Source organism: Sedimentitalea xiamensis (assembly GCF_030164465.1).
GTDB lineage: Bacteria > Pseudomonadota > Alphaproteobacteria > Rhodobacterales > Rhodobacteraceae > Sedimentitalea > Sedimentitalea xiamensis.
This window is the reverse complement of sequence record NZ_JASNJE010000028.1, coordinates 36,946-60,439: the sequence shown is the minus strand read 5'-3', so window position 1 is coordinate 60,439 and position 23,494 is coordinate 36,946. Positions and strand designations below refer to the sequence as shown.

The 23,494-nt window shown below is 61.6% G+C and carries 22 protein-coding genes and 1 pseudogene; 18 read left to right on the top strand and 5 right to left on the bottom strand.

Annotation, left to right across the window (positions count from 1 at the left end; translation table 11 throughout):
• The 3 genes from QO034_RS23390 to QO034_RS18160 form a co-directional block, all read right to left on the bottom strand.
• A partial coding sequence (locus QO034_RS23390) for a biotin carboxylase N-terminal domain-containing protein (protein ID WP_407696784.1) occupies nucleotides 1-136 on the bottom strand: 136 nt, incomplete at its 3' end.
• A 387-nt stretch (nucleotides 137-523) separates the two neighbouring features.
• Nucleotides 524-1,597 carry a GNAT family N-acetyltransferase gene (locus tag QO034_RS18165; RefSeq protein WP_284486952.1) on the bottom strand — a complete coding sequence of 358 codons (1,074 nt, stop codon included), beginning with the start codon at nucleotides 1,595-1,597 and terminating at the stop codon, nucleotides 524-526.
• 105 nt (nucleotides 1,598-1,702) lie between these two features.
• Entirely contained in the window at nucleotides 1,703-1,975 is a 273-nt protein-coding gene (locus QO034_RS18160) for a hypothetical protein (protein WP_284486951.1), read from the bottom strand.
• Between the two features lie 50 nt (nucleotides 1,976-2,025).
• Here QO034_RS18160 and QO034_RS18155 point away from each other — a divergent pair, with 50 nt between their 5' ends.
• The 3 genes from QO034_RS18155 to QO034_RS18145 are packed head-to-tail and all read left to right on the top strand — an operon-like array spanning nucleotide 2,026 to nucleotide 3,653.
• Nucleotides 2,026-2,316: a hypothetical protein gene (locus QO034_RS18155; protein WP_284486950.1), complete on the top strand. Its 291-nt coding sequence runs from the start codon at nucleotides 2,026-2,028 to the stop codon at nucleotides 2,314-2,316.
• A complete protein-coding gene (locus QO034_RS18150; protein ID WP_284486949.1) occupies nucleotides 2,316-3,452 on the top strand; it encodes a WD40 repeat domain-containing protein in 1,137 nt (378 codons plus the stop codon). The genes QO034_RS18155 and QO034_RS18150 overlap by 1 nt, the downstream gene beginning before the upstream one ends.
• Before the next feature lie 21 nt (nucleotides 3,453-3,473).
• Nucleotides 3,474-3,653, top strand: a complete 180-nt coding sequence (locus QO034_RS18145) for a hypothetical protein (RefSeq protein ID WP_284486948.1) — start codon at nucleotides 3,474-3,476, stop codon at nucleotides 3,651-3,653.
• Here the strand turns inward: QO034_RS18145 and QO034_RS18140 are convergent.
• A complete protein-coding gene (locus QO034_RS18140) occupies nucleotides 3,650-4,603 on the bottom strand; it encodes a hypothetical protein (protein ID WP_284486947.1) in 954 nt (317 codons plus the stop codon). The genes QO034_RS18145 and QO034_RS18140 overlap by 4 nt on opposite strands.
• A 95-nt stretch (nucleotides 4,604-4,698) precedes the next feature.
• Here QO034_RS18140 and QO034_RS18135 point away from each other — a divergent pair, with 95 nt between their 5' ends.
• From QO034_RS18135 to QO034_RS18065, 15 genes are all read left to right on the top strand, one after another.
• The gene (locus QO034_RS18135) at nucleotides 4,699-5,943 is read left to right on the top strand and encodes an RNA polymerase factor sigma-54 (protein WP_284486946.1); all 1,245 of its coding nucleotides are present in this window, start codon (nucleotides 4,699-4,701) and stop codon (nucleotides 5,941-5,943) included.
• A gap of 592 nt (nucleotides 5,944-6,535) precedes the next feature.
• Nucleotides 6,536-8,200, top strand: coding sequence for an aromatic/alkene/methane monooxygenase hydroxylase/oxygenase subunit alpha (locus QO034_RS18130; protein ID WP_284486945.1), 1,665 nt, complete (start codon nucleotides 6,536-6,538; stop codon nucleotides 8,198-8,200).
• A 77-nt stretch (nucleotides 8,201-8,277) separates the two neighbouring features.
• Nucleotides 8,278-9,336: an NADH:ubiquinone reductase (Na(+)-transporting) subunit F gene (locus QO034_RS18125; RefSeq protein ID WP_284486944.1), complete on the top strand. Its 1,059-nt coding sequence runs from the start codon at nucleotides 8,278-8,280 to the stop codon at nucleotides 9,334-9,336.
• Nucleotides 9,337-9,381: 45 nt separating this feature from the next.
• Nucleotides 9,382-10,443, top strand: coding sequence for an aromatic/alkene monooxygenase hydroxylase subunit beta (locus QO034_RS18120; RefSeq protein ID WP_284486943.1), 1,062 nt, complete (start codon nucleotides 9,382-9,384; stop codon nucleotides 10,441-10,443).
• A gap of 23 nt (nucleotides 10,444-10,466) precedes the next feature.
• Complete coding sequence (locus QO034_RS18115; protein ID WP_284486942.1) at nucleotides 10,467-10,838, top strand: MmoB/DmpM family protein; 372 nt, start codon at nucleotides 10,467-10,469, stop codon at nucleotides 10,836-10,838.
• An 85-nt stretch (nucleotides 10,839-10,923) separates the two neighbouring features.
• Nucleotides 10,924-11,949: an amidohydrolase family protein gene (locus QO034_RS18110; protein ID WP_284486941.1), complete on the top strand. Its 1,026-nt coding sequence runs from the start codon at nucleotides 10,924-10,926 to the stop codon at nucleotides 11,947-11,949.
• A gap of 4 nt (nucleotides 11,950-11,953) precedes the next feature.
• On the top strand, nucleotides 11,954-12,757 hold the full coding sequence (locus tag QO034_RS18105; protein ID WP_284486940.1) for a metal-sulfur cluster assembly factor: 804 nt from the start codon (nucleotides 11,954-11,956) through the stop codon (nucleotides 12,755-12,757).
• A gap of 66 nt (nucleotides 12,758-12,823) precedes the next feature.
• Nucleotides 12,824-14,455 (top strand): molecular chaperone GroEL, encoded by a 1,632-nt coding sequence (gene groEL, locus QO034_RS18100; RefSeq protein ID WP_284486939.1) that lies wholly within the window; start codon nucleotides 12,824-12,826, stop codon nucleotides 14,453-14,455.
• Between the two features lie 62 nt (nucleotides 14,456-14,517).
• Nucleotides 14,518-15,561, top strand: coding sequence for an NAD(P)-dependent alcohol dehydrogenase (locus tag QO034_RS18095; RefSeq protein ID WP_284486938.1), 1,044 nt, complete (start codon nucleotides 14,518-14,520; stop codon nucleotides 15,559-15,561).
• Between the two features lie 109 nt (nucleotides 15,562-15,670).
• Complete coding sequence (locus tag QO034_RS18090) at nucleotides 15,671-16,066, top strand: VOC family protein (protein ID WP_284486937.1); 396 nt, start codon at nucleotides 15,671-15,673, stop codon at nucleotides 16,064-16,066.
• A 25-nt stretch (nucleotides 16,067-16,091) separates the two neighbouring features.
• Nucleotides 16,092-16,613 carry a twin-arginine translocation signal domain-containing protein gene (locus QO034_RS18085; RefSeq protein ID WP_284486936.1) on the top strand — a complete coding sequence of 174 codons (522 nt, stop codon included), beginning with the start codon at nucleotides 16,092-16,094 and terminating at the stop codon, nucleotides 16,611-16,613.
• Between the two features lie 12 nt (nucleotides 16,614-16,625).
• The gene (locus QO034_RS18080; protein ID WP_284486935.1) at nucleotides 16,626-18,197 is read left to right on the top strand and encodes a GMC family oxidoreductase; all 1,572 of its coding nucleotides are present in this window, start codon (nucleotides 16,626-16,628) and stop codon (nucleotides 18,195-18,197) included.
• A gap of 52 nt (nucleotides 18,198-18,249) precedes the next feature.
• Nucleotides 18,250-20,466, top strand: coding sequence for a catalase/peroxidase HPI (gene katG, locus QO034_RS18075; RefSeq protein ID WP_284486934.1), 2,217 nt, complete (start codon nucleotides 18,250-18,252; stop codon nucleotides 20,464-20,466).
• 251 nt (nucleotides 20,467-20,717) lie between these two features.
• Nucleotides 20,718-21,206, top strand: coding sequence for a hypothetical protein (locus tag QO034_RS18070; protein WP_284486933.1), 489 nt, complete (start codon nucleotides 20,718-20,720; stop codon nucleotides 21,204-21,206).
• Between the two features lie 98 nt (nucleotides 21,207-21,304).
• The gene (locus QO034_RS18065; RefSeq protein WP_284486932.1) at nucleotides 21,305-23,272 is read left to right on the top strand and encodes a sigma-54-dependent Fis family transcriptional regulator; all 1,968 of its coding nucleotides are present in this window, start codon (nucleotides 21,305-21,307) and stop codon (nucleotides 23,270-23,272) included.
• On the opposite strand, the pseudogene QO034_RS23385 reads toward QO034_RS18065, so the two are convergent.
• Nucleotides 23,169-23,381: pseudogene (locus QO034_RS23385) on the bottom strand (hypothetical protein); the annotation flags it as partial. The gene QO034_RS18065 and the pseudogene QO034_RS23385 overlap by 104 nt on opposite strands.
• Nucleotides 23,382-23,494 lie beyond the last annotated feature (113 nt).

Here is a 23,494-nt window from a genome sequence, read left to right as displayed (position 1 = left end):
TGAACCGGTGCAGGCCCAGCTTGTCCTCCTCTGCATAGACCGCGACCGTGCGCTTGCCCATCTCATTCGCCGCCCGCATCACGCGAATCGCGATCTCACCACGGTTCGCTATCAGGATCTTCGTGAAGCTTCTCACGGCCTTGTGTTCCGAGGGGATCGTTTGAGTCTGATAAGTCATTGGCTGTTCGCGATCATGATAGCTGATGGGGAAACGGGCGACCGACCCCGATGACTGCGCCAGGGGTCCATATCTTGCGCCAAACCTGAGAGACGCGCGCAGATACGGCAGTCATTCTGCAATTCCGGTTCCAGATTGCGGAAAATACTGTCATCCAGCGCCAAAAAAGGCGTAACTATATGATTAAAAGTAACTGTTTTCGGTGGTTTCTGCCTTGGCAGCGGATGCGTGACGCGAGGACAGGGTCAAGCTGCTGCGGATCCGTCGCGTTACGTTACGGATGTTTCAACCTGGCGTGCAAGGATTGATACAGTGTCCGAAGCCGGGCGATCACCGGCATTCATGTCATGATCCCGCGGCGAAGACGGTGGTCAGGCCATGCAAGATCTGCGCTCGATAACGGATATCCTCCGCCTCCGATTGGAAGCGCAATTGCGGGACGTTCGCGCCGAGGAGAGCCATTCCGATATTGCGGCGATTGTCGTCGGCAATCACGAACAAGCCCTGGCCAGGGCAGCGGCAGCGATGCTCTTCAATGAAGCCGGGCAGGGCTTCACATGCGGGCCAGGGGCCGTGCCCTGTCGTTGGCAACATAAGCGCCAGGGTCGGTGCATCCTTTTGCGTGGCCGGACGCAGCGACAAGTCGCCTGCCGTGAAACAAGGCGGATGCAGCAGGTGCCATTGCTCGGGCGCCAACAAATAGTCACGGCAAGGTTCGGAAGTTTGCGTGCCATGAAAGAACATGCGTCTTTTGGCCGGACAGAGCGAAAAACCGAGACCGGTCAGAAGCGCGCGCGACGCGGAGTTATCAACATGACAGGTGGCGACCAGGGGCGGGGCGGTTGTGGTGAAGCGGGCCGCAACTGCCCGTGTGAGTGCGCGCCGCATCAGGCCCCGGCGCCAGAACTCCGGCGCCAGCCAGTACCAGAGCGATGCCCCGAGGCAAAGGCCGCCCGCCAACACGCCCTGGTGTTCGACGATCCGCAGGTTTTCGCCGGGATGCGCGCCATGGGCCAGAAGTTCGTGCGCCGCCTCGGGTCCGAATGGCTGGACCACCGCGGCCAGCCAGCGAGAGACGCGCGCGTCGTTGAAATGCCCTGTAACGGGGGCCAGATCCTCCCGCACCAGCGGGCGCAGGCGTAGGTCGCCATCGGTTAGAATATTGGGAAGAGCGCCCATCGTACCCCCGTGGCCCTGCTGCATGCTCCGGCAAGAACAGCGCAGAATCGAGGCGCGAATCAAGCCGGTGATTCGGATCCTTGCGGTGTTCGGAAATATTTTCTGCAGTGCGGCGGAATGGCCTTTGGAACAGGCCGTTACAAAGCCGCAAACAAAACGTAACGCAATTTTACATGTTTTCGAAACTGCCCGTGGAATCCACGGAAAATCGCGGCTTTCGCCCTGTTCTGATTGCGTCAACGTGTCGAATGGATACCCTGCGTAAACCCGGAAGGAACGGGTCCGTGGGAGGGGTGGCGAATGCAAGAAACCTCAAGGACACAGCGCAGCGCAATTCAGGGCGGTCTAGTTCGGCCGGCCGCTTCCCCGCACCGCGGGCAGCGCATCCCAGATCGCGGAAAGATCGCTGACCATGCGCAGGTGGACCTGTCGGAGGATGTCGCTCCTGAGCGGGTCTCCCAGATTTTCCAGGGCCTTGCGCGCATCCTGCATGTCCAGTGGATCGCCGGTTTCCAGCGCGCGGTCAATCGCGTCGCGACAGTTCCGATCGACACCGTCGGCGCGATTGCAGATGTCTTTCAGCGCCTCGAAAAAGCGGAGATCGGCGGGATCGGTCATCGGGCTTGCCTTTCGCTGCGGAAACCGGCGTCGGTTTACAGGGGTCGTACATGACGGGTCAATCGCGCAAAACCGACGACATCCTGATGGATCGGGTGGAGACCATTCAGGCTATTGCCCAAGCCAATACCGAACAGCTTCGACTGAACCAGAAGGCCAGCGGCCTGATGGTGCTGGACATGAAGGACGCGCGGGACGGGGTCAAAGACCACGCGCACGAGGACGTTCAGATACGCAATGATTTGGCGCTGAAGGAAAACGCCGAAACGATCAACCGGCTTGAGGCCAGGCTTTCGAGCCTGGACGAGGAACTGGAAGCCGCGATGAAGGAGAAAGGCTGATGACACAGCACAAGCCGCCGCAGGCAATGACGCTATTCGACCTGATTGCCCGCACCTGGGATCTCAACACCGAGGTGCGCGCACTTCAGTTCAACGCCAAGAGCACGTCTCTGGTCGCACAACTGGCCGATGGCCAGCTCGCCTTTGTCTCGGTCAAGGACACCGAGAGCCCGGATTCGCGGGTGCGGGTGGAAGCCGACACCGGAAGAGCGAGCATCCGCCCCAGATCCAAGCCCCTGCCACCGCCGGTTTTCAGCGAAGCGCCGGTCGCGCACACCGCCGTGCCGCCGTGCCGGCTTGGCGAGCAGGGATTTGCCTTTGCCCATCCCGAGACGAAGGTCTTGTGGCGGGCGACGGCGCGGGGGCAGACCCTGGCCATGTCGGCTGCGCGCGGGGATGCGGTCACCGCGCTGGCGACATTGTCGCGCTCCCGCCAGGTCGCCGTCGCGCATGGAAATCGCGTGGGTCTTGTCGCCGAAGACGGCGGGGCGGAGCGTGCGAGCATCGAATTGGATCATGACGTCACCCGGATCGCGGTTTCAGGCGACGAGGCGCTGTTGGCTTGTTGGGGAGCGGGACAAGTCAGCATCATCCGCGCCGTCGACATGGAGTGTCAGGCGCAGATTGCCTGCGAAGGCGAGGTGCTCGGACTCGAATGGTCGCCATGCCAGCGCTGGCTGGTGTCGGGCTGCGCCGACAATGCGGCGTTGCTGGTTGATGTGGCTGCGGGCACGTCCGACCGGATCGTCGATTTCCCGGCACCGGTTCTGTCCGCTCAGTTCAGCGACAAGGCCAATGCCGTCATTGCTTCCGGCGCGTTTCGTGTCGTGGGCTGGTCCTTGCCGGACCTGCCGTTCGGCGACCATTCAGGTGCGCCGATCGAGACTGGCAAGCCCGGGCTGACGATTGTCGAACGGGTAGCGGTGCATCCGAAACGCGATCTCTGCGCGGTCAGCTACGGCACCGGTCTCGTGATGCTGTGCCGCATCGGACATCCGCATGAAATGCTGGTGCGCGAAGGCACGGGCGCCGCGGTCAATGCGTTGGCCTGGTCCGATGACGGCGCGCATCTGGCGATTGGCGGGAAGGATGGCAGCTTGTCGATCGCCACCTTCCCCAAGAACATGTTCAAATAAACGACCCAGGGAGAGAGACCGATGACACAAGCGTTGTCAGCCGAGGAACAAAGCAAGGACCGGTATTTTCAGCAGCTCGCCAAAGTTGCCGAGGAGATGGTTGCAGAACACGGCAAGGATTTTGCCGCGGGGGCACTGGTTCTGGCCGCACGCTGGGTGGCCGAAAACCGGCTCGGCCAGGCCGAGAACCTGAAACACTAGTGGTGTTTGGCCGCCCTTGGCGTACTGGCGGGCGGCGCGGATAGGCTCTGAATCTGATTGACGATAATTCCGCTCAGCGGACCGGCCAGCGCGGCAAGCGGGCAGGTCGAGGATACGGTATTTGCCACAGTTTCCAGGGCGCCTTTCAGGTCGGGTTCCAGCAATTGCGCAAAGGCACAAAGCTCATGAATGCGAAAGGTTGCAAAATGCAGGCTGTCCCCATTCACCAGCACCGCACCCTGCTGACGCTGCGGCACCTGGGTGTTGAGCGCATTGCTGTGGACCGCCGCACCCAGCGTGGTCAGCACCGATTTGCGCCACTTGGCGTAATCGGTATCGGCGGAATGGTCGATGCCGACGGCATAGAGCCTTTCGGAAATCGCGCGGAAGGCGCGGCCCCCGGCAATGTGGCGGCGCCAGAAATCGCTGGCCTCCTCGGCGCTGCGGCAGGCGGCGAAGCGTTCTGCGAGCTTGCGGCGGATCAGGATCACCAGCACCATGTCCACGTCTTCGGACAGCGACCGGGCGATCTGCATCGCGGGCATCGGCAGGTCGGTCAGCGCCAGAACGCGCAAGGCCGCGAGCTGTTCGGTCAACCGCGCGGAGAGCGCCGCCAACCCGTACCATTGCGCCGGGGCCAGACCTTCTGTCTGGTGCTGGCGTCCAATGGCAGCGGCCTCGTGCAACGCCCGGATCCAGAGCACGGCCTGATCGTAGAGAAACACCAGATCGACATCGGTGCTGGCGGGCGCTGCCTCGACCCGCGGTACGGCGCGAAATCCCGGCAGGCTGCGCAGGCCGAGGCGCCAGCAGTGGTCGAAATCCAGACCGGCCGCCGACCAGAGCTGCCGCACCCGCGCCAGAAGCTGCGGCGACACGCCAGGATAGGACAGTTCCGGCGCGGCGCCGTCGAGCGGGATAATGCCACCAATGGGGGGATGCGGACTCATCTTGCTGCTGTTCAATGGCTTCTTTGCTTCAGGATAGCGCGTCGCTTGGGGTTGAAGCCAGTGTTTTGTCAGTTGTCCGGATGGAGGGTGACATCATGGTTCTAGGCACATATCTGCGTGCGAAACACAGCCAGGTGTTCCGGCTGGGACAGGTTGTAAACCTGCTGCAGATGTCTTCAGCCGAGCTTGACGAACATCTGAGCGAACAGGCGAACGACAACCCGATGCTTGTCCTGCGGCAGCGCCGGGCCGTCGGAACAAGTACCACCGATGTGTTGGAAATGACTGCGGTGGAACAGGCGACCGGCCTTTACGACCACGTTTTCCGTGAATTGACCGGCCTGATCGGACAGGGCGGGTTGATGGAAAAAGTCATCATGGCGCTGATTGGAGAGCTGGAACCTTCGGGCTGGCTGGGACGCGGTCCGGATGCGATCGCGGACTCTCTCGGCCTAAGTGTCACACTTGTAGAGACTGCCTTGCAGGTGGTTCAGAAACGTGTCGATCCGGCAGGGCTGTTCGCCCGCGGTCTGCAGGAGTGTTTGCAACTGCAACTGGAAGACCGAGACGCGATGACCGGAGAGATGGCGTTGGTGCTGGATCATCTTCAGGTGCTGGAAAGCGGTGGTCCGGCTGCGCTGGTCCGGGCGACCGGCGTGACGTATGACACGGTGCAGGAGTGTCTCGCCGTGCTGCGGCGGCTCGACCCGAAACCGGGCAGCGCCTTTGCGTCGGATCCCACCCTCACGCGCGAGCCGGATGTTCGTATAACGCTGTCGGACAATGGGTGCGAAATCGAATTCCTGTCGACGAGGCAGGACATTATCGAGATCCCACGGATTCCGCGCGGTGGCCGGTCACACGAGACCACGGAGGCGATGGCCAAGGCCCGGTCGCTGAAACATGCGTTCGAAATACGCCAGTCCGCGCTGAAACAGGTGGTGGGCGCAATCGTAAAGCGCCAGGGCGCCTATTTCCGTTTCGGAGATCGGGCCCTGGCCCCGATGACCCTGTCCGAGATTGCGCAGGAGACAGGGTTTCACCTCAGCACCGTCAGCCGGGTTCTGAACGGGCTGCTGATCGAGGGGCCGAATGGCATTGTCCTGACGCGCAACCTGTTCACCGGCACGGCCTCTGCCCAGGCGACCCAGTCCAAGCGACAGGTCCAGGCACGCATTCGGACGCTGCTGGCCAAGGAAGACCCGAAAACGCCGCTGTCCGATCGGCGGCTAACGGCTATCCTGCAATCCGAGGGGATTGCGGTGTCACGCCGCGTCGTGTCGAATTACCGGCAGGAAATCGGCATCTACGCCGCCGCAAAGCGCCGTCTGCGGGCCTGAGGCCGACGGTGCCGTCGGCAGCGGCGTAACACCGCAGAGGCGGTTCATCTGCTGCGGCTGTGGACCTGCCTGTCTCCAGCAATGCTGCAGCGCAGAATTTTCAAGTTTTTACAGAGCTTTGCGCTGACAGGCGCGGTGTTTTCGGGATGCGCGATCCGGGAGGTGTAACGCGTGCGTTTCAGCAGGTGTAACGAAGCGTAAATCCCCTGGGAGAACGGTTGTAACGATATGCGACAATCTGACCGTTTGCCTTTCGCGGCAACAAACGACGGCCAACCAACCAAAAAATAATTGCTGAAAATTTATACGTTAAATCAGCTCGTTAAGAAAATATTTCACGCCACTTCGGATGTCTCACGCATTCTGGAACCAGCCTTGCCGGAAGTTGGCCACAAGACGCAAGCGGCCAGGCAGGCCGCTCAAAGAACGAAGGACAGGGAGTGGGACTAGGAGCCGCCGAATAGCTGCGGGCATGTCCATCTTCTCAACCTTTGCCGAGAACCGGCGCCTCCAGGGGCGTCAAACCGAAACGGCAAAAGCCGCCAACCGGGCGCCGGGCGACCGGCCCCAGAGCTTTAAGGAGGCTCATGGCATGACTTTGACGCTCAATAAGATCACGTCTCAACGTGGTATCTCGGTAGGGGAGGCCACCAAGAAGATTTCTGATCTTGGATGGAATCCGTCCTACGTTCAGGAAGCCGCAACCTTCCCGACCGACTACAAGATCACCAAGGCACCGCGCGACCCGATGAAACAGGTCCTGCGCTCCTACTTCCCGATGGAAGAGGAAAAGGACAACCGGGTCTACGGCGCGCTCGACGCCGCCCTGCGCGGCGACATGTTCCGCAACGTGGAACCGCGCTGGATCGAGTGGATGAAGCTCTTCCTGGCGATCATCCCCTTCCCCGAGATCTCGGCTGCACGTTCGATGGCCATGGTGGCCCGTCTGTCGCCGGGCGAGGATCTGCGCACCGGCTTCACCATGCAGATGGTCGATGAATTCCGCCACTCCACGATTCAGATGAACCTGAAAAAGTGGTACATGGAAAACTACATCGACCCGGCCGGCTTCGACATCACCGAGGAAGCCTTCGGCAAGTGCTATGCCACCACCATCGGCCGCCAGTTCGGCGAAGGGTTCATCACCGGCGACACCATGACCGCCGCGTGCATGTACCTGACCGTGGTGGCCGAGACTGCTTTTACCAACACGCTCTTCGTGGCCATGCCCTCGGAAGCGGCGCGCAACGGCGACTATGCGCTGCCGACTGTATTCCTGTCGGTGCAGTCGGATGAAAGCCGCCACATCGGCAACGGTCACTCGCTCCTGATGGCAGCGCTGAAAGAGCCGGAGAACCACCTGCTTCTGGAACGCGATCTGCGCTATGCCTTCTGGCAGAACCACGCCATCGTCGATGCCGCCATCGGCACGTTCATCGAATACGGCACCACCAACCGCGACAAGGAAAAGGAATCCTACGCGGAGATGTGGCACCGCTGGATCTTCGAGGATTACTACCGGACCTACATGCTGCCGCTCGAAAAATACGGCGTGAAGATCCACCACGACGATGTCCAGGAAGCCTGGAAGCGGATCACCGAAAAGAACTACGTTCACAAGGTGGCACAGTTCTTCGCCGTCGGTTGGCCGGTCAATTTCTGGCGCATCGAAGCCCAGACCGACAAGGACTTCGAGTGGTTCGAGCACAAGTATCCGGGCTGGTATGCCGAATTCGGCGAGTTCTGGAAGTGGTACGCGAAGCTCAGCAAGCCGGGCGAGACCGTTATCACCTTCAACCAGGACACAGGCTATGTCTATCCGCACCGCTGCTGGTCCTGTCTCGTGCCCTGCCTCATCCGCGAGGACATGGTGGTCGACGAGATCGACGGCCAGCTGCACACCTTTGCACATGAGCTGGATCGCTGGACTGCGGTCGAGGCCTTCTCGGACGAATACCAGGGCCGGCCGACACCGGCGATGGGCAAGTTCTCGGGCAAGCGTGAATGGGAAAGCGTCTATGACGGCTGGGATCTGGCAGATGCGATCAAGGATCTGAACTTCGTCCGCGAAGACGGCGAAACCCTGACCGCTCAGCCGCACCTGCGCTTTGACAACAAGGACATGTGGAAGTTGGAGCATGTTCGCGGACACACCCTGCGCTCGCCGCTGAACATGCTGCGCGCCATGGAGCCCGCGGAACGTGAGAAGCACATCGCCGAGTACCAGGCGGGCTTCACGATCAATCCCTGCAACTGACGACACCGGCGGGGGCCGTGTCCGGCCCCCGCATCCCCGGCGCGACAACGATCCGCGCCACCCAAAGGGAGGAAGAGATGACAGACACGTACAACGTGCGATTGGAACCGGTCGGCGTGGAATTCGAGGTCGAGGACGGCGAATACATCCTCGACGCTGCGTTCCGCCAGGGCATCGCCCTGCCGCATGGCTGCAAGGAAGGCCAGTGTTCGGCCTGCAAATGCGTCCAGCTCGACGGCGAGACCGAGATGGAAAACTATTCGACCTTCGCGTTGAACGACATGGAAAAGGACGGTGGGCATATTCTGATGTGCCGGTCCCTGGCGCTCAGCGACCTTGAGATCGAGCTCTTGAACTACGATGAGGAGCTTTTGTCCAAGTCCATTCCGGTCAAGCAGTTTTCCGGAAAGATCGTCGATTTCCAGAAACTGACCCACGACATTCGCGGTGTCCAGATCGAACTGGATGCGCCGTTGAAATTCTGGGCGGGTCAATATGTCGACATCACGGTCAAAACAGAAAAAGGGGAGGAGATTACACGCTCGTTCTCCATGGCAAATCCGCCGAGCGAAACCCAAAAACTCGGCTTCATCATCAAGAAATACCCCGACGGTCGGTTCAGTAACGAACTCGACGACGGAGGCATCAAGGCCGGAGCGGAAGTCAGCATCGAAGGGCCTTACGGAATGTGCTTCCGGCGCGAAGAGCGGCGAGGACCTGTGATCCTCGTCGGCGCGGGCTCGGGCATGTCGCCGGTCTGGTCCATCCTCAACGATCAGATTTCCAGCGGCGAGGATCGCCCGATCTACTTCTACTACGGCGCCCGCACCCAGGACGACCTGTTCAAACTCGACGAGATCAGCGCCATTACCGAAGCGCATTCCAACGTCGAATTCATCCCGGTTCTCAGTCACGAGGACGAAGGCAACGGATGGGGCGGCGCGCGCGGTTTCGTGCACGAATATGTCGACACGCATCTGAAGGAACTCGGGATCGACGGCGAAGGCGACGTCTATGCCTGCGGCCCGCCGCCGATGATTGACGCGCTGACCCCGGTGCTCTTCATGCACGATTTCGATACCGACCGCATCTTCTACGACAAGTTCACGCCCACTTCCGGTTCTTCAGGCCACTGATGACCTGAACGCTAGTGACGTGAACCAAACCCAAGGGAGGCAATCATGCCAGCAACATCCAGCTCAGTAGGATCCGGTGCCGCCGGTGCCGCGGAATTCGTCGGCTCCAAGAGCCGTAAATACAACTATTTCGAACCGCGTGGCAAACGGGCGACCCATTACGAGGACGTCACCGTCGACGTTCAGCCCGATCCCGAACGCTATCTGATCCAGAACTGGATCATCGAATTCGAAGGCGGCAAGGGCGGCGGCGCCTATCAGAAGGACAACACCGCGGCGTTGTCGTCGAACTGGCACGCGTTCCGCGCACCCGACCAGGAATGGGAGCGGACCCACTACCAGCGCCAGTCGAAGATCGAGACCATGGTGCAGAACGTGATTTCGAACGCCCGCAAGGCCGGTGCGCACAAGGTGTTCGACAAGAACTGGCAGACCATTCTTCAGAAACATCTGGGCGCGTGGAAACACGCGGAATTCGGCCTCGGCACCTCGCTCATGCAGGCGCAGCGCTACGGCTATACCCAGATGATCAACAACGCGACGCTCACCAACTCGTCCTACAAGATGCGCCTGACCCAGGACATCACGCTCTACCTCGCCGAGATCGGCATGGACATCGACGGCTGGGACGACACGCTGGGCAAGAAGATGTGGCTGGAAGACCCGATCTGGCAGCCCTGCCGCGAGGCAGTCGAAACGATCATGGGGTCGGAAGACTACCTCGAACAGTATTTCGCCATCAACATCGTCTTTGAGCCGCTGGTCGGCGAACTGATCCGCTCGGGCTTCTTCATGCAGGCGGCGGCGGCCAACAATGACTTCATCACGCCGCCGGTGATTTCCGCCGCCGAAGCCGACTACGAACGTAACCTCGCGAACACCGTCGATCTGATCTACCTGCTCGCGCATGACGAAGAGCACGGTGAGCACAACCGCGCGCTCTTCAAGAGCTGGCTCGCCAAGCACGGCGACCTGGCGGAAAAGGCCGCCGCCGCGCTTCAGCCGATCTGGTCGCAGCCGCATTCCAAGCCGGTCTCGTTCGAGGATGTCAAAGCCGTGTCCAAAGAGCGCCTCGGCCGGATCGTCGGCGAGCTGGGCCTGTCGTAACTCTCTGAAAAGGAACTGAAACCATGTCTAGCACAGCGCGCAATGCGTCCAACCAGAACATCTTCAAGTCGATGAAGGATATCACCTTCGACCAGACGGTGTCGCACCAGTGCGGAGTCACCATGAACGACAGCGTAGAGGCCCGCGCCATCGCCGAGTTCATGGAGGAGAACGACCCCAAGGTTACGATCACCCACAACCCGGCGACCATCCGGATCGACGGCGAGGGCAAGCTGATCTTCAAGATGAGCGAGATCACCGAATATCTCGGCCGCGAGATGACCGCCGAGACCTTCGAGGTCAACACCTCCACCCACTATGGCCGCATGGTGCGGGTCGACGACGACACCGTGATCCTCTTCGGCGACATGAACGAAGTCATGGAATTCATCTGATCCATCCAGGACCGCTCCGGGGCCGCAGCACCCCGCTGGCCCCGGAGCCACAGACAAACACTCAGCCAACGCACGGGAGGATACTATGTACAAGACCAAGGACGGAAAAGAAATCTTCGTACTCGACGGCCATACCCATTTCTGGGACGGAAGCCCCGAGAACCAGTCGAATGTGCACGGCAAGCAGTTCATCGACTGTTTCTACGCCTACCACACCAATCTGAGCCCCGAAGAGGAACTTTGGGAAAAGTCGAAGTTCGAAAAGTATTCCGAGGACGACATCTATCGGGACCTGTTTGTCGACGGCCCCAACGACATGGCGATCATCCAGACCACCGTGCTGCGCGATTTCTACAAGAACGGCTTCGGCAACCTGGAACGCGCCAACGAGATGGCCAGGCGGCACCCCGAGCGGTTCATCGTCAATGGCTCCTTCGATCCGCGCGATGGTGAAAAGGCGCTGGAATACATCCATTTCATGAAGGAAACCTACGACATTCAGGGCGTGAAGATGTACACGGCCGAATGGAACGGCGACAGCAAGGGCTGGGCGCTGAACGACCCTGCGGCCTACAAGTGTTTTGAACTCTGCGACAAACTGGGCATCAGGAACATCCACGTTCACAAGGGTCCGACGATCATCCCGCTGTCGAAGGACGCGTTCTCCGTGGGCGACGTGGATTATGCCGCCACCGATTTTCAGAACCTGAATTGGATCGTGGAACATTGCGGGTTGCCGCGGCTCGACGATTTCTGCTGGATCGCGACACAGGAAACCAACGTCTATGCCGGGCTGGCGGTGGCGATGCCCTTCATCCATTCCCGCCCGCGTTATTTCGGCGAGGTCATGGCCGAGCTGCTGTGGTGGGTCGGCGAGGACAAGATCCTGTTCGGGTCGGACTATGCCATCTGGACCCCCCGTTGGCTGGTCGAGAAATTCATGGACTACCAGATCCCTGATGACATCTCGGCCGAACGCGGCGGCGTGCAGCTGACCGACGAGGTGAAGGAGAAGATCCTCGGTCTGAACGCGGCGAAGCTCTATGACATCGACGTGGGCGCCAAGATGGCCGAGCTCGCCGGCGCCCCGGTGCGGATCGCGGCGGAGTAGGGAGATGCTGGTTGCCAATCTCAAAGCAGAGCTGGAGACCGAAGTCTGGCAAAGTCTCGATGCCGTGACCGATCCGGAACTTGATGAGCCCGTGACCGACATGGGCTTCATCGAGCGGATCGAGGTGACGGACGCCAAGACGGTGAAGATCGAGTTTCGTCTGCCCACCTACTGGTGCTCGCCCAACTTCGCGTTCCTGATGGCCTTTGGCATTCGCCGGGAAGTGACATCGCTTCCCTGGGTGGTCGAGGCCGAGGTGCGGTTGAACGATCATTGCTTTGGCGAAAAGGTCAACGAGGGCGTGAACAGCGGGCGCGCGTATCACGACATCTTCGCGGAATACTGCGATGGGGCCAAGCTGGACGAGGTGATCGGAACCTTCCTCGCCAAGGCGTATGACCGACGGCAGGAAACCGTGCTGCTGGGCCTTCAGGCACAGGGGCAAAGGCCGGCCGGGATCGTCGCGATGACGCTGGCCGAACTGCGGGAGGTGGTTTTCACCGGCGAAGAGGAGTTGCGGCAATTGCCGCGCTACATGGACCTGCTGGCGGTACAGGGTCTTGCGACCGATCCAGACGACCTCGCTTTCCCGACATGGGAGGGCCAGGAGATCGATGCCCGTGACCTCGAGGAACATCTCGCCAAGCTGCGCAGCACCCGGATCAACATGGAGTTCAACGGCGCATTGTGCCGGGGACTCGCCAAAACGCGCTACAAGGAGGTCGAGATCGGACCGGAAGGACCGATGCTGATCGACTTCATCGCAGGACGTGTGCCGCCTCGGGAAAAGGCTGTCGCGACCGGATAAGTAGCTGAAAAACTGAAACATGAAAGGAAGGCGCCCAGGTATCAGCTTGCGGCGAAGGAGGAAGATATGGCTAAACTCATGGTACACGGCAAGACCGCCCGCAACTGTCTGGCCCGCGGGGTCGCGCGGTTGGCGGCGGCGGTGGAACCGACCCTCGGGCCCAAGGGGCTGAATGCGATGGTGGACCGCCCGGTGGGCACGCCGCTGGTCACCCGCGACGGAGTCAGCATCGCGTCCGAAATCGAGTTGAACGACCGTTTCGAAAACATGGGCGCGCAGGTGGTGCGCGAGGTCTCGATGCAGACCAACGACGTGGCTGGCGACGGCACAACCACCGCTATCGTGCTGGCCAACGCGCTTATCCAGCGCGGCGTGGACCTGACCGACAACGGGGTCAAGCCAGTGGATCTTTGCAAGGGGATCGACCTGGCGGTGGCGCGGGTGGTCGACGCGATCGATGCCTCCTCACTCGATTGCGACGACCACCCGGAATACCTCGAAGCCGTGGCGCGGGTCTCATCGACCGACCCCAAACTGGGTGAACTGGTGGCCGAAGCCTATCGCCGCGTCGGCCGCGAAGGAGTGATTTCCGCCGATTTCGGGGTGACCATCGAAACCACGATGGACGTGGTCGAGGGCATGTCTTTTGAACGCGGTTACATTTCACACCACATGGTTACCGACCGCGAGCATATGGAAGCGGTATTGCGCAATCCGCTGATCCTGATGACCGACCAGAAGATCCTGAAACCCGAGACGCTGGACAACGCCATTTCGCTGGCCGATGCCGAGAACCGCCCGCTCTTGATCATCGCGGAAGAGATCGCGCCGGAGGTGGTGGTCAAGTTGCTGGAGAACGGAGGCGCGGGGAAATACCTGATCGTGCATCCGCCGGAATACGGGCACTGGCGCACCGCGATGATGGACGATCTGGCGATCCTGACCGGTGGCGAGGTGCTGGCCCGCGACTTGGGCAAGAAGATCGAGAACGTCACTCTGGCCCAGCTGGGAGGGGCGGAATTGGTTCGCTCGCACGCTTCGGGGACCTCGGTGCTGCGCGGCGAAGGTGATCCCGACGCGATCACCGCCCGCCGGAACCAGGTGCAGCGCCAACATGACATGGCCCCGCCGAACATCGAGAAGGACAAGCTGCGCGAACGCCTGTCGAAACTCACCGGGGGCAGCGCGATCATCTATGCCGGGGGTTTCACCCCGGTTGAGCAGAAGCGCACGATCCAGCTGATCGAGGATGCGCTCTGTGCGGTCAAGGCCGCGGCCGAAGACGGCGTGGTCGCCGGTGGCGGCACGGCGCTGGCGCAGATTTCCGACTGTCTCGATACGCTCGACGCCTTGGGCGACGTGGCCAAGGGGATCCAGCTGGTGCGGTCAATCCTGACCGAACCCGTTCGCCGCATCGCCCGCAATGCCGGGGCCGACGTGGCCGCCGTGGCGCAGGCCGTGGCCGAGGGCACGGCGGGTTACGGCTACAACGCCGCCACCGGCACTTTCGGCGACATGTTCGAAGCAGGCATCATCGATCCCGCCCGCGTGCCTGCCAGCGCGCTGGTCAACGCGGCCTCTGTCGCGACACTGATACTGACCACGGAAACGCTGGTGGGCGATCTCGAAGAGGGCGAGGCCGACCCGACCGAAGGCCCGGCCCGCGGCGGCGGCGCCGAACTTCTGGGCCGCGCCTGAGCGCTGTTTCACACCTGAGGGGCCGGATGGTTCCGACCTCTCCCGAGTAAAGGACAAAGATCATGAAAGCAGCGAGACTCTACGAATACGACCCCGACATGAATGTCGAGTTGAAGATCGAGGATGTTGCCGCGCCCACGATCGCGGCGCCGGACGAGGTGATCGTCAAGGTCGGCGCGGCGGGGCTCTGCCGTACCGACCTGCATATCATCGAAGGTGTCTGGAAGGACATCATGGATACCGAGGGCAACCTGCTGCCTTACGTGATGGGTCATGAAAATGCCGGCTGGGTCGAGGATGTGGGCAGCAATGTCACCTCGGTCAAGCCGGGCGACGCGGTGATCTGTCACCCGTTCAACGCCTGCGGTATCTGCCTGGAATGCCGCTACGGCCATGACATGTATTGCGACCACGGCAAGTTTCCCGGCCTCGGGCTGGACGGCGGATTTGCCGAGTATTTCAAGACCAACGAACGCTCGGTCATCAAGCTGAACACAGGCATCACGCCGCTCAGCGTCGCGCCGATGGCCGATGCCGGGATCACCGCCTACCGCGCCGCCAAGAAGGCCGCCAAACTGCTCAATCCCGGTGGTTATGTCCTGCTTCTGGGTATCGGCGGTCTCGGCCATATCGCGCTCCAGGTGCTCAAGCACACCTGCGGCGCGCGGGTCATCGCGGTCGACCGGGAACCGGCGGCGCAGGTTCTGGCCAGGGAATTGGGTGCCGACATCGTGCTCGACGGCGGCCCAAACCTGATCGACGAGGTCAAGGACCTGACCGGCGGCGGGGTACATGTCGCCATCGACTTCGTCGGCGAGCACGGCACCGAGAACACCTGCTGGAAGCTGCTCCGCCAGGGCGGTGAGCTGATCATGGTAGGCTATGGCGGCACGGTCGAGGTGCCGACTTTGGAACTGGTCGCCAACGAGATCAAGATCGGCGGCAGCCTGGTGGGTGATTTCGTCGAACTGGTCGAGCTGATGGAGATGAACGCCGACGGCAAGGTCAAGATGCATCAGACCGAGTACAAGCTGGCCAACATCAACGAGGCGATCTCCGACTTCAAGGATCGCAAGTTCACCGGGCGTGGCGTGATCGTTCCCTGACACGCTGTCCGGCTCCCCGAGGCGCGCCGCCCGCGCGCCTCGCCCCGCGGGCTTTCGTCCTTCCCGTGAGCCCGCGGGGTCCCTTTCCACCTGCAATTCCGAGGATACTATGGCCAAAGCCATCCATTCCATGATCCGCGTGCTGGACGAAGAGCGCTCGGTCGATTTCTACCGAAAGGCCTTTGGCCTGACCGTGGCGGACCGCTTCGATTTCGACGGGTTCACGCTGGTCTATCTGTCCAATGACGAAGCGACCTTCGAACTCGAACTGACGATCAACAAAGGCCAGACAGAGCCTTACGACCTGGGCAACGGTTATGGCCATCTCGCGGTCTGCGTGTCGGACGTGGCGGCGGAACATGCCCGGTTCGAGGCCGAGGGACTCAATCCCCGCAAGCTCATAGATTTCAAGCGCGAGGGCGCAACGCTCGCCCGCTTCTTCTTCGTTCAGGACCCCGACGGTTACGAAATCGAGGTCATGCAACGGGCCGGCCGCTACCGGTAATTTCCGCAGTTCAAGGAGAACCCCAATGTCACTACGCAAGCAAGGCATGACCCGCCGCCAGCTTCTGTCGCAAAGCGCCCTGATCGGCGCCGGTTTCGCCATCGGTTCCGGTTTCGTCGCTGGCCAGGCGCAGGCCAATTGGGCGCTGGAAGTCGAGCACCTGAAGCCAGAGACCATGGCAACGCTGATCCAGATGGCGCGAGACATTTATCCGCACGACCAGGTCGGCGACCAATTCTATGCCACGGCGGTCAAGGGCCATGACAGCGCCGAGGCAGCGCCCGGCATCGAGGACGGCGTGGCCGCCTTGAACGCCGCGGCCAAGAACCTGGGCTATGGCCGTTACCTTGACATCGGCTGGGAACGCGACCGTGTCGATCTGTTGCGGAGCCTCGAGGACAGCGCGTTCTTCCAGCAGATCCGGGGCGGACTTGTGACCGGTCTCTACAATCAGAAGGCGGTCTGGCCGATTTTTGGATACGAGGGCGAGAGCTTCTCCGAAGGCGGCTACATCGATCGCGGTTTCGACGACATCAACTGGCTTTGAGGGGTTTGAGCAATGACTGCACCGTTTGAATTGAGTGACGACAGCGTCGTCGTCGTGATCGGAACCGGCGCCGGGGGCGGCGTCCTTGCCAACGAACTGGCCCAGAAGGGCGTGAGCGTCGTCGCACTGGAAGCCGGCGGGCGGTATCTGCCCGAAGATTACATCAACGACGAATGGGATAGCTTTGGCCAGCTTGCCTGGACTGATCCGCGCACCACCAGCGGCGACTGGCGGGTGTCGAAGGATTTCTCCGGCCTGCCCGCCTGGATCGTCAAGGCCGTGGGTGGGACGACGACCCACTGGGCCGGAGCCTCGTTGCGCTTTCAGGACCACGAGTGGAAGGCGCGTACCACCTATGGCGACACCGCGGGGGCGAACCTGCTCGACTGGCCGATCGACCCGCGCGAGATGGACGACTACTACACCCGCGCCGAGAACAAGCTGGGCGTGACGCGCACGGGCGGCCGGGCTGGGCTACCGGGCAACAACAACTTCAAGGTCTTCGAAAAGGGCGCGCGGGCGCTTGGCTATGAAGAGGTTCATACCGGCCGTATGGCGATCAACTCGGCCGATTACGACGGGCGTCCTGCCTGTCAACAGACCGGCTTCTGTTTCCAGGGCTGCAAGTGGGGCGCCAAGTGGTCCACCGCCTATACCGACATTCCAAACGGTGAGGCGACCGGCAATCTGGAAGTGCGCGAGCGTTGCCACGTGATGCGCATCGAGCATAACCAGCAGGGCAAGGTTACCGGAGTTGTCTATGTCGATGCAGAGGGCAACCAGCAGGAACAAAAGGCACGAGTCGTCTGTGTCGCGGGCAATTCCATCGAAAGCCCGCGGCTGCTTCTGAACTCCGCTTCCTCCATGTTCCCGGACGGGCTGGCCAACTCTTCGGGCCAGGTCGGTCGCAACTACATGCGGCATGTGACCGGCTCGGTCTACGCGGTCTTTGATCAGCCGGTACGCATGTGGCGTGGAACGACCATGGCGGGGATCATCCAGGACGAGGCGATCAACGACCCCTCGCGCGGATTCGTCGGCGGCTACGAGCTGGAGACGCTGGCACTGGGCCTGCCTTTCATGGCGGCTTTCCTCGACCCCGGCGCATGGGGGCGGGAATTCACGACCGCGCTTGATCATTACGAGAACATGGCGGGCATGTGGATCGTGGGCGAGGACATGCCGCAGGAAACGAACCGCATCACCCTGAACTCCGACGTCACGGACCAGCACGGTTTGCCGGTCGCCAATGTGCATTTCAGCGATCACCCCAACGATATCGCCATGCGCGACCATGCCTACAGGCAGGGCATCGCGGTCTACGAGGCGGTGGGCGCGACGCGGGTGTTCCCGACTCCCCCTTACCCGTCGACGCACAACCTCGGCACCAACCGGATGTCGTCCGATCCGCGCGACGGGGTCGTGAATGCCCATGGCCAAAGCCACGACATCGCAAACCTGTTTGTCTCGGATGGCAGCCAGTTCACCACCGGCGCGGCGGAAAACCCGACACTGACCATCGTGGCACTGGCGATCCGGCAGGCGGAATTTATCGCGGCGGAACTCGGTCGTCAGAACATCTGATGCCGGGCCCTGCCCAACAAACTACGAATTTTCCGAACGAGGGAGACGAAGAATGGACGGAAACGACATGCCGCATGCGGGGGGTTGCCCCGTCATGCACGGCACGACCAACAAGGCGGGGCGTAGCAACCGCGACTGGTGGCCGAACCAGTTGAATCTGGCGGTGCTGCACCAGCATCAGCCGGCGTCGAACCCGATGCCCGAAGGCTTCGACTATGCCGAAGCCTTCAAGGCGCTGAACCTGGATGAGGTCAAGGCCGACCTGACCGCGCTGATGACCGACAGCAAGGACTGGTGGCCTGCGGATTATGGCCATTACGGTCCGTTCTTCATCCGTATGGCCTGGCACAGCGCGGGCACCTACCGTACCGCGGACGGACGCGGCGGTGCCTCGACCGGGACGCAACGGTTCGCGCCGCTGAACTCCTGGCCGGACAACGGCAACCTCGACAAGGCCCGCCGCCTGCTCTGGCCGATCAAGGAAAAATACGGCAACGCGCTGTCCTGGGCCGACCTGATGATCCTGGCGGGCAATGTCGCCATCGAAAGCATGGGCGGCAAAACCTTCGGCTTCGCCGGCGGGCGCGAGGACGTTTGGGCTCCGGAAGAGGACATATATTGGGGCGGAGAGGCCGAATGGCTGGCCACCTCTGACAGTGCGGGCAGCCGCTATTCCGGTGTGCGGGACCTGGAAAACCCGCTGGCCGCCGTGCAGATGGGGCTTATCTACGTTAACCCCGAAGGTCCGGACGGCAACCCCGATCCCGTCGCTTCGGGCCGCGACATTCGCGAAACATTCGGCCGGATGGCGATGAACGACGAGGAAACCGTCGCGCTGGTCGCGGGTGGCCATACCTTCGGCAAAGGACATGGGGCAGGAGACCCGGCGCTTGTGGGGGCCGAACCCGAGGCCTGCCCGTTGCAGGACATGGGCTTTGGCTGGAAGAATGCGCACAAGTCGGGAAAGGGCGTGGACACCACGACCTCCGGCATCGAGGGGCCGTGGACGGCGAACCCAACGCAGTGGGACACGGGTTATTTCGACGTGCTCTTCGGCTATGACTGGGAACTGACGAAAAGTCCTGCAGGCGCCCAGATCTGGCATGCCAAAGGGCTGTCTCAAAAGGACCACGCGCCACAGGTGGACGGGTCGGCCGATACCGTGCCCTTGATGATGACCACCGCCGACATGGCGATGCGAATGGATCCGATCTATGGCCCGATCTCCAGGCGGTTCCACGAGAATCCAGAGGATTTCGTCGAGGCGTTCGCCCGCGCCTGGTTCAAGCTGACCCACCGCGATATGGGGCCGAAGGCGCGCTACCTCGGCAAGGAAGTGCCCGCCGAGGACCTGATCTGGCAAGATCCGATCCCTACGGTCGATCATCGGTTGATCGACGATGAAGATATCGCTGCGCTTAAGGTTGAGATCCTTGGCTCGGGCCTGTCGGTCGCCGATCTGGTCTGGATCGCCTGGGCCTCGGCCTCCAGCTTCCGCGGATCGGACAAACGTGGTGGCGCCAATGGTGCGCGTATCCGCCTCGCTCCGCAAAAGGACTGGAAAGCAAACGATCCACGGCGCTTGTCCCGTATTCTGGATGTTCTGACCGAGATCACCAATGGCTTCAACGGCGGTGCCACGGGCGGCAAGAAGGTCTCGCTGGCCGATGTGATCGTGTTGGGGGGCAGTGCCGCCGTCGAGCAGGCCGCAAAGGATGGCGGCCATGACGTCGCCGTGCCTTTCACGCCGGGTCGTACCGATGCGAGCGAAGCCCAGACCGACGCCGGGTCGTTCGACCCGATGGAACCCGTCGCCGACGGATTTCGGAATTACGAGAAGGGGGCCTATTCGGTGCCCGCCGAGGCGCTCCTGGTCGACAAGGCCCAGCTTCTGGGCCTTTCCGCGCCCGAGATGACGGTTTTGGTCGGTGGCCTGCGGAGCATCGGGGCCACACATGAAGGCGCCGACACCGGGGTGTTGACCCAGGCTCCGGGCAAGCTCGGAACCGATTTCTTCGTCAATATCCTCGACATGGACATCGAATGGCAGCCGGTCGACGGCACCGAGCGACTGTTCGAAGGCCGTGACCGTACCGGCGGGGCGAAAAAATGGACGGCCTCGCGGGTCGACCTCGTGTTCGGATCCAACTCGCAGCTTCGGGCGCTGTCCGAGGTCTATGCCAGCCGGGGTAACGAAGCGCTCTTCGTCAGCGACTTTGTAGCGGCCTGGACCAAGGTGATGAATGCCGACCGATTCGATCTGAACTGACGGCAAAAGGCGAAGAGCCAGGCGACACCCCTGTTCGGGACGCGCGACATGGCACCGGGGGGCCGGACATCCGGCCCCCATGACGGCAAGACGAACCCCGCATTTCATCTCAGGCGCGGGACAGATGAAGTCTGTCCCCGCTTTCGGACGGGATATCCAAAAAAACATGAACTTTTGGCGCATATTTACCGAATTGGTTTGGTACCCGGCGCGCCTTTCTGCTAAATATTCAAACGGGAGGAGAACAGGTGGTGGATATATTTTCGAAGCGCGAAGGACCGCGTCTCGAAGACGTCAAGGCTAGGCGTCTCTTGTCCGAAAACGCCGGGACGATCCGGAAACTTGCGGATCAGATCAGCAATGGCGGGTTCAGCAAGATGCAGGCCGATCAGGCACGGCGCAGGGAAGCGCCCAGGCCGGACGGGCTGATCATGCACGACATGAAGGCGCGGGTCACCAACGATGTGCCGGAACCCTATGTGAAGGTCAGTCTGAACAATCGGGTCGTGCTGGTCGACAAATCGAGCGGGCGCCAGTTGCAGATGCTGGGCGAGATCCGCGGCAACTTCCTGTCGAAACGATTTGCGTTGGCGACCGGCGACAACGGCTTCATATCGCCGGTTGACGATGACATGCAGACGGTTATCGGTCATCTGGACGGGGCCGAGATCACCGGCGATTTCACCGAAAGCCAGTTGGCCGCGACGCTGGAAGCCCTGCTTTTGCCACACGACGACTAACCCATGCGTCGCGCTCTTTTCCCGTAACGATTGGAAGGATACGAAACAGGGCCGGGCTCCGGCCCGTCATTGAATGCGAAACGCAAGAGGGGCTTAGGTTGCCTGATAACTCCAGCTATTCGGATGACGACACCCGGGACGCGTGGGAACGCTTCGTTTCCTCGCCGAAGGACGTTGACAAGGGGCCGGCCAAGGTTCGGGAAGAAATCTTCGACTCCTGGCGACGCAGCATGGATTCGGGCGTCGATGCGAGCAGGCAATCCGCCAACAAGGTCTACGATGAGAACGAGTTCTTCCTGCGCCGCGAGCGGAACGCCGCCCTGCGCCGCGCCGCCTCGGCCGCGTTCAAGCGTCTCGAACCGCACCTGAAGGAAGCCAAGACCATCCTGATCCTGGCCGACGATCAGGGTGTGATCATCGATGCCATAGGCGATCGCCGTGTGCTGGACGAGGGGCAGGAAATCCATCTCGAACTTGGCGGAGACTGGAGCGAAAAGGCAATTGGCACCAATGGCATAGGCACCGCGCTCAAGACCGGAAGGCCGGCTTATGTCCACGCGTCGGAGCATTTTGTCGAAGGTGTTCAGGCCTGGACCTGCGCTGGCGCCCCGATCCTTGATCCCTTTACCCAGGCGGTGATCGGGGTGGTCGATCTGTCGGGGCCACCGCAGATCTTCCGCCAGCACAATGTCGCGCTTGTGATGGCCGCCGCGCGCGAGATCGAGATTGCGCTGGCCGAGCAGAAACAGGTGGAGCGCACGCAACTTCTCGAAGCCTTCCTGATGTCGGATTACGGCCGCGCCCACGACGGTGTCGTGCTGGTGGATCAGACGGGCCGCGTACTGTTTCGCCGCGGTCTGGCCGACGATCTGCTGCGCAGGGCCAAGGAACTGACCGTTGGGCACAAGCTCTTGCCCAAGCTGGAAGGATTGTCCGATCAGGACATTCCCAAGCTGCTTCCTCTCAGTGTCGAGGCCAAGGGCGTTGAACGACTGAAGCTGGAAGGGGTGGATCGCGGCGCCGCGCTGTTCCTGAGGGACAAGAGCACGTTGCAGCGCAAGGCCGGCGAAACCTGCAAGATCAAGCCACGCGCCAATGTGGCCGAAGGGCAGAGCCAGATCGTGGGATCTTCGCCCAAGATGGTCGATGCCATCGGCCTGGCGGAACGCGCGGCGCAGGCCAATGTATCGGTGTTGATCCACGGCGAAACCGGTGTCGGCAAGGAGCTCTTTGCCCGCCTGATCCACAGCCGCCTGCCAAACGACAAGGCACCCTATGTGCCCGTCAACTGCGCTGCCATTTCCGGCGATCTGATCGGGGCGGAGCTTTTCGGCTATTCCGAGGGCGCCTTTACCGGTGCGGTGCGCGGCGGTCGCGCAGGCAAGTTCGAGCAGGCCAACCACGGAGTCCTCTGCCTGGACGAGATCGGGGACATGCCCATCGAATTGCAGCCATACCTCTTGCGGGCGCTGGAACAGCGGGCGATCTATCGCATGGGTGAAAACGTGCGCCGCTCCGTTGATGTGCGCCTCGTCGCGATGACCAATCGCGACCTGCGGCAAGAGATCGAGAAGGGCCATTTTCGGCGCGACCTGTTCTATCGTATTGGGGTGATGACCATTGAAGTGCCGCCTTTGCGGGACCGGGGCAACGATATCGTCGAGTTGCTGGAACATTTCTCGCAACACTACGCCGAGGAGTCCGGCCGCCCGCCAATGACATTTTCAGACAAGGCGATCGAATCGCTCTTGCGCTATCAATGGCCGGGCAATGTCCGCGAATTGCGCAACGTCGTCCAACGCTTCTGCCTGATCAAGACCGACAGCTTCGTGACCGAGCGCGACTTGCCACCGGAAATCCTCGAAGAATTTGACAATGAGGATGCGGACGCGCTGGAACATATCCTCGGAGGAAATTCTGGCGACCTGGAAAGCATCGAGGCCAGCGCGATCCGTCGTGCCATCATTGCCGAGGACGGCAACCTGACCAAGGTGGCCCAGGTTCTCGGGATTTCGCGCCCCACGCTCTACCGCAAGATGAAGCGCTATCACATCCGCAAGTTCTGATATCGTCGGTTACAGAGTCAGAAAAGGTGCGTGCGCCGGTCCGGCGCAGGTGAGCCTTGAGCTTCGAGAGTGCCATTTCGATGGGATCGAGGTCCGGGCCGCAGGACGGCGGCCGGGAAATCGACATGATTGCCGGAGATCGGATCGTCATGGTCGAGCGTTTCCATGGCCGCGATGAAGCCCTCGCGGGTCAGATCCGGCCAGAACGATTGACTCCTTCAA